The sequence below is a fragment of the Nevskiales bacterium genome (genome assembly GCA_035574475.1).
Lineage (GTDB): Bacteria > Pseudomonadota > Gammaproteobacteria > Nevskiales > DATLYR01 > DATLYR01.
In genome coordinates this window covers 1-6,249 of record DATLYR010000203.1, presented here as the reverse complement: position 1 = coordinate 6,249, position 6,249 = coordinate 1, and the positions used below count along the sequence as shown (strand labels likewise).

Genomic DNA, 6,249 nt, shown 5'->3' with positions numbered 1-6,249 from the left:
TGCCGCAGGCGCTCTACGACAAGCCGCTGCCCAGGGCCAAGAGCCTGGTCGGCCTGCCGCTGGCGGTGTTCAACGGTCAGCTGCGCGTCAACGGCGAACGGATGCGCATCGACAGCTGGGTCGGCAGCCAGAACCACAACTGGGGCAGCCAGCACACCGACCACTACGCCTACGGTCAGGTGGCGGGCTTTGACAACGCGCCGGACAGTTTTCTCGAGATCGCCACCGCGCGCATCCGGCTCGGGCCGCTGTGGACGCCATGGATGACGCCGCTGGTGCTGCGTCACGACGGCCGTGAATACGCGCTCAACGGCCTGGGCCGCGCGCTGCGTAACCGCGGGCGCTTCGGTTACTTCGACTGGCACTTCACCGCCGAGGACGATGCCGTGCGCATCGTGGGGCGTATCCACGCGCCGCGCGAGTTCTTCGTCGGCCTGCGCTATTACAACCCGCCGGGCGGCGACAAATGCTGCTTGAACTCCAAGCTCGCCGCCTGCGAGCTGACCCTCGCCGAACGGCGCGGCGGGAATACACAAATCCTGACGACCGCGCATCGCGCGGCGTTCGAGATCCTGAGCGACGATTTCACGGCGCATGGCGTCGAGCTGCGCGCCTAGCTGCGCCTGAGCCGGCGCGACTCTCACGCCGCCTGGGCGAGCTGACGGTCCGGGATCGAAAAGTAAAAGGTCGAGCCCTTGCCGGCCTCGGACTCGACCCAGATGCGGCCACCATGCAGCTGCACGATCTTCTCGCAGATGGCCAGGCCCACCCCGCTACCCTCGTATTCATCGGCGGTGTGCAGGCGCTGGAAGATGCGGAAAATGCGCTCGAAGTGCCTGGGCTCGATACCGATGCCGTGGTCGCGCACGGCCACGATCCATTCGCCCTCGCTGCGCTGCGCCCTGATCTGCACCTCCGGGCGCTGCCCGGGCTGGAACTTGATGGCGTTGCTGAGCAGATTCTGCAGCAGCTGCACCGTCAGCACCGGATCCACCACCACTTCCGGCAGGGGCGGCTCGCAGCGGATCACCGCTGCGCGCTCCTCGATCACCGCCTGAAGGCGCTGGCGCGCCTCGTCCAGCAGCTGTTGCAGCGCGACCCTGCGGAACTCCAGGTCCTTCCTGCCGATCCGGCCCAGTTCCAGCAGGGCCTGGATCAGCTGACGCATGCTGTGGGTGGCAGTGACGATATGACCGATGTACTCGTCCGCGTCGGCATCGAGTCGCCCGCGGTACTTGTCCTGCAGCAGCTGCACGAAACCGGCCACGGCGCGCAGCGGCGCCTGCAGGTCGTGCGACGCCACATAGGCGAACTGTTCCAGCTCGCGATTGGAGCGTTGCAGTTCCTCGGCCATGCGCTTGCGCTCGCTGATGTCGTGCAGGAAGGCATTGAAGCGCGGCGTACCGCCGGTCTGCGTCACCCAGACGGACATCTCCACCGGGAACTCATGGCCGTCGCGGTGCAGGGCGTTGATCTCGATGCGCTGATTGAGTACCGGCCCCTCGCCGGTTTCCAGGTAGCGCTTGAGGCCCTGCCAATGCGCCGCGCGATGCTGCTGCGGAATGATCAGGTCCGCGAGTGGCCGGCCCAGCACCTGCTCGCGGGTATAGCCGAAGGTGAGTTCGGCCTGCCGGTTCCAGTCCAGCACGCGGCCTTCGGAGTCCATCGCGATATAGGCGTCGAAGGCGGTATCGATCACCGACCGGGTCAGCTCGATACTGGTCTTCAGATCCTGATTGGCCTGCTCGACCTGTCGCAGCATCTGCGCCATGTGCCCCGTCAGGCGTGCGTCGAACAGCGAGGCCATCAGCGTCACCAGCAGCAGCGCCAGGGCCACGACGCCGATGGCGAAACCCAGCGTGACATCGGCCAGTACCGCCGGCCCGAGCGCACGGCACACGCTGCCGGCCTCGAAATTCGCCGCCGCCATGCCGGTGTAATGCATGCCGCTGATGGCCAGGCCCATGACCACCGCCGCTAACACCTTGGCCAGCAGGGCGCGCGTCGTCATGCGCGCGCGCAGCGTAAAGGCCAGCCACAGGGCCACGATGGACGCGCCGACCGCGATCAGCACGGAGGCCGCGAACAGCCAGGGGTCGTAGCGGATCGGCGGTGCCATGCGCATGGCCGCCATGCCGGTGTAATGCATGGCGCAGATGCCCAGCCCCATGAACAGGCCACCGATCAGCAGGGTACGCGCCGGCAGCGTCGGCCGGCTCACCACCCGCAGCGCGAAACCGGAGATCGCGATGGCCACCAGCAGGGAGGCCAGCGTGATGCCGAAATCGTAGGCCATGCGGATCGGCAGCGAGAACGCCAGCATGCCGACGAAATGCATGGACCAGATGCCGGCGCCCATGGCGAAGGCGCCGCCGATCAGCCACAGGCGCGCGGCGCGGCCCTGGCTCTGGCTGACCCGGCTGGCCATGTCCAGCGCGGTATAGGACGCCGCCATCGCCACCAGCACCGACAGCAGCACCAGGCCGCCGTGATAGCTGGCGGGCAGGCTGGCCGCGGGTGCGGCGCCGAAGCTCAGTCCGGTCCACTCGAGCATGGCTCAAGTATGAGTGAGCCAGCGTCGGCTTGCAGCCTGCGCCTGACCGTTCGTTCAGTTCGAGGGAATGACCAGGATCTGTCCCGCGCGCAGGCGGCGCGGGTCATCGAGGTTATTGGCCGCCATCAGCGCCTTGACGGTGGTGTTGTAACGGCGCGCGATCACCTCGAGCGTCTGGCCCTTGGCGACCACATGCCGCACAGTCGCCGCACTGCCGGGTGACGGATTCGCGGGGGCTGCCGTGGCCGTGCGGGCTTCGGCCCGCGGCGGGATCTTCAGCACCTGGCCGACCCGGATACGGCTGTTGCTGCCGAGCTTGTTGGCGATCTGGATGTCCCGCACGCTCACACCGTACAAGCGCGCAAGCCCGCCCAAGGACTGGCCGCGCGCCACCTTGTGCTCCTGAAAGTAACGCTTCTGCGCATAGGCGAGCTCGCCGGGTCCCAGCGCACGGTAGCGCGCCGCGAACACCTGGCGGGTGCCGGCCGGGATGCGGATGCGATGACGCGGCGGCACCAGCAGCTTGCCCTCGATCACTTGCGGGTTGTAGGCGGGGTTCAGCAGGCGGAACTTTTCCGGCGTCAGGCCCGAGATGCGCTGCAGCGCGTGGTAACTGACGTAGTGCTGTGTCACGTATTCGGAGAAAACCAGCGGCGGTTCCACCGGCAGTTCGCCCAGGTAGCGTCGGTAATCGCGGTGGGCATCGAGGGCGGCCAGAAAGGAAGCATAGAAATTCTTGGAGGCGAAGCCGAAATTGGGTGCCTCGTAACGCTCGATCAGGTCGGTCAGATTGCGCGTGCCCAGCTTCTTCATCCCCTTCACGAGGCCGCCGCGGCCATGGTTGTAGGCGGTGACCGCCAGTGGCCAGGATTTCAGCACACGATAATCTTCCGCCAGGTGTCGGGCCGCCGCCTCGGTGGAGAACAGCGGGTCGCGGCGATCGTCCACCACTTCGTTCAAACGCATGTAGTGGCGCGCGGTCGCCGGCATGATCTGCCATATGCCCGCGGCGCCGACCTTGGAGTAGGCCTCGACATTGAAGCTCGACTCCACGAACGGCAGCCGCGTCAGCTCGACCGGCAGACCGGCATCGCGAAAGATCCGCTCCATATGCGGCAGGTAACGGCCCGACACGGTGACCGCACGCGTGAAATGCTCGCGCAAGCCGCGCTGGGCGCGCACACGCCCGCGCGCGGCCAGGAAACGGTTGGGCGCACGCTGGTCGGCATACAGCTTCCACAGCCGGCGCTCGTCGGCGCTGAGCGACTGCGGGTGGTCGCGCATCTTGTGCAACCGGTCGAACATGCGGTCAATGACCACCCGCTCGCGCTTCTCGGTCGCGCGCATGGTCTGCTCGATCGCAGCGGCCGACGCGCCGCTTTGCTTGAGCGGCCGGAAATCCAGCACCTTGATGACCTTCCAGGGGTAGCGGGCATCGTGCAGTACCACCTGGTATTCGGAGTATTCGACGAAGATCTGGCGCCAGAACGCGATGCGCGGCTCCAGCGTCGGCGGTCGGGGGAAATCGGCGGTGGCGGCCCGCACGAAACCGGGCGTAACCAGCGTCAGCAGTCCCAGCAGCAAACAGAGTCCGAACCGCATGACCTGAGAAAACAACCTTGCCGGTCCCGCGCGCGGAACCGAGGCATCTATTCGTGAGAAGGGCTCATGCTAACCAATGCCGGCCGCCCGGGGCAACGAAAGCCCGCCTGCGACCGCGAGGCGGGCAGGATGCTTTTCCGGACATCGCGGCATACAATCCGGGAAAACCCGGAGACCGCGCATGTCGGACGCCTGGCTGGTCGGAATACTGCTGGTGGTGGGAGCCGCGGTGGCGCTCATGCTGTTCCGCCGCAAACCCGCCAAGGCTGTCAGACCCCAGGGCACCGTGACGCAGCCGCGCGGCAACATGCTGCAGATCGTGGTCCCGCCGGAGGGCTGCTGCGAGGCCGCGCGGCAGCTGCAAAGCCATCGCTTCGACAAGACCTACGCGCCGGCACTACCGCTGGAGAACTGCGACCGGCGCCTACAGTGCCGCTGCCGCTTCCAGCTGGTCGCCGATCGCCGCATCGGCGAGCGGCGCTCCGGTCACGAAAAGCGCGATTCGATCCGCTACGAGGAAAACCCGCGCCGCAAGGGCCGCGGCCGCCGCGCCCAGGACAAGCTCTTCGACCACGATTGAGTACCCGCGTGCGGGTACGGGTCGGTAAGCCGTAAAGAACCGTTGCGAACACAGCCGCGAAGGGCGGCGCAGGCTCCACAGGCATAGCCTGTGGATGCAACCCCGAAGCGGCTGTATAAGCGCCGAACTCCGCGACTCATGATCGCCTACGCTGGACGATCCCCGCTCAGCGGGGCCCCTCGTCCCACGCTTCGGCGCTCAGGTCGGGCGCGCCCGCAGCGCCGCAACCGGAGTTGACACGTCAGTCAATGAGGATTGCGAGCAGCGCGCAAGCCCGAGATGCCGGTGTGCAGCAGGTTATTTACGGCTTACAGGGGTAGCCAGGAGTGCTTGCGCGTATAGTGCAGGTAGCCGATGTTGGCGCCTGCGCGCAGGCCCACGCCGGTGCGGATCGGCGCCAGCGTGATGTTGCCGCTGCGCTGGTAATTCACGCCCACGCCCGCGACGTAGTAGAACGTGCCTTCCACGCCGGGGAAGCGCTGGAACAGCGCATCCTGGTCCTTGAGGTTGTAGATCAGCACGAAGGTCTTGGACGCGTTCGCGCCCACATCCCAGCCGACCGAGGGCCCCTGCCAGTACACCTTGCGGCTGCCGGCGCACTTGTGGAACAGCGTGCCTTCTCCGTAGCGCAGGCCCACGCCGATGGCGCCGCTGGCCTCGGTACCGGCGATGTAGGCGTTGGGTCGCCCCTGCTCCTTGAAGACCTTCTCGATCACGGTCGCCAGGCCTTCGGTCATCGCGCCGAAGAAGGCCTCGGCCTTCTGCGTAATCTCGTTCTTGGTGAAGGTGTCCTCGCGCGTGCACTCGGCGCGCGCCGGCAGGGCGCACAGCATCAGCAGCAGCGCAAGACCGGTCAGTGTCGACTGGATGCGGAATGTCCTGTTCATGATCGGTACCTCGGCAATCGCCTGGTGCGACACAAAGTCAAGTATATCGCGTTGCGTTTGACTGCCGTGATTACCGGCAGTTCTCGGCTTCGGCCGCGCGTAGTCTGTCCAAGTGCGCGCGGTGCTCTTCCTCGCTCATGCGCACCACCTCGCCCTGCTCGTTGGTGTACATGAAGCGACGCGGCGGCAGATCGCCCATCCGCTGCAGTTCCGCGCGCGCCTGGTCGCAGATCTGCTGTCGGGCCTGTGCGCGCGCGGCTTCCTTCTGCTCCAGTTCGCGGCGCACCTGCTCACGCGCCTCGGCCTCTTCGGCGGAAACCTCGTCAGGCGGCGCGTCCGTCTCCTCGGCGGCCAGCACGGCCGGCAGCAGCCCCGCGCCCGCCAGCAGCAGGCCGGCCAGAACCGATGATGTGGGTTTCACTTGCATCTGCCTCTTGCCTCGTGGAGAGTCACTTTATGCCATGGCCCGCGCGGGCCGCCACCCAGATCGGAACTTAACAGCCGCGGCTGAACGCCGCATGAACCATGCGCAGGATTGTCATCCATCGGCCCGGCGGCTACGCGCGATTGCGGCTGGAGTCCGGCCCGGACCCCATCCCGGGGCCGGGCGAGGTACTGGTGGCGGT

At 66.9% G+C, this 6,249-nt stretch carries 6 protein-coding genes; 2 read left to right on the top strand and 4 right to left on the bottom strand.

Going from position 1 to position 6,249, the window contains the following annotated elements:
- A partial coding sequence (locus tag VNJ47_12330; protein ID HXG29620.1) for a hypothetical protein occupies window positions 1-617 on the top strand: 617 nt, incomplete at its 5' end.
- Window positions 618-640: 23 nt separating this feature from the next.
- On the opposite strand, the gene VNJ47_12325 is transcribed toward VNJ47_12330, so the two are convergent.
- Window positions 641-2,554, bottom strand: a complete 1,914-nt coding sequence (locus tag VNJ47_12325; protein ID HXG29619.1) for an MHYT domain-containing protein — start codon at window positions 2,552-2,554, stop codon at window positions 641-643.
- Between the two features lie 54 nt (window positions 2,555-2,608).
- A complete protein-coding gene (locus VNJ47_12320; protein ID HXG29618.1) occupies window positions 2,609-4,156 on the bottom strand; it encodes a LysM peptidoglycan-binding domain-containing protein in 1,548 nt (515 codons plus the stop codon).
- Window positions 4,157-4,337: 181 nt separating this feature from the next.
- Between VNJ47_12320 and VNJ47_12315 the strand changes: the two genes are divergently transcribed.
- Window positions 4,338-4,736: a hypothetical protein gene (locus VNJ47_12315; protein HXG29617.1), complete on the top strand. Its 399-nt coding sequence runs from the start codon at window positions 4,338-4,340 to the stop codon at window positions 4,734-4,736.
- Window positions 4,737-5,044: 308 nt separating this feature from the next.
- Here VNJ47_12315 and VNJ47_12310 read toward each other — a convergent pair whose 3' ends face one another.
- Both VNJ47_12310 and VNJ47_12305 read right to left on the bottom strand, forming a co-directional pair.
- Window positions 5,045-5,623, bottom strand: coding sequence for a DUF1134 domain-containing protein (locus VNJ47_12310; GenBank protein HXG29616.1), 579 nt, complete (start codon window positions 5,621-5,623; stop codon window positions 5,045-5,047).
- 70 nt (window positions 5,624-5,693) lie between these two features.
- Window positions 5,694-6,050 carry a hypothetical protein gene (locus VNJ47_12305; protein ID HXG29615.1) on the bottom strand — a complete coding sequence of 119 codons (357 nt, stop codon included), beginning with the start codon at window positions 6,048-6,050 and terminating at the stop codon, window positions 5,694-5,696.
- Between the last annotated feature and the right edge of the window lie 199 nt (window positions 6,051-6,249).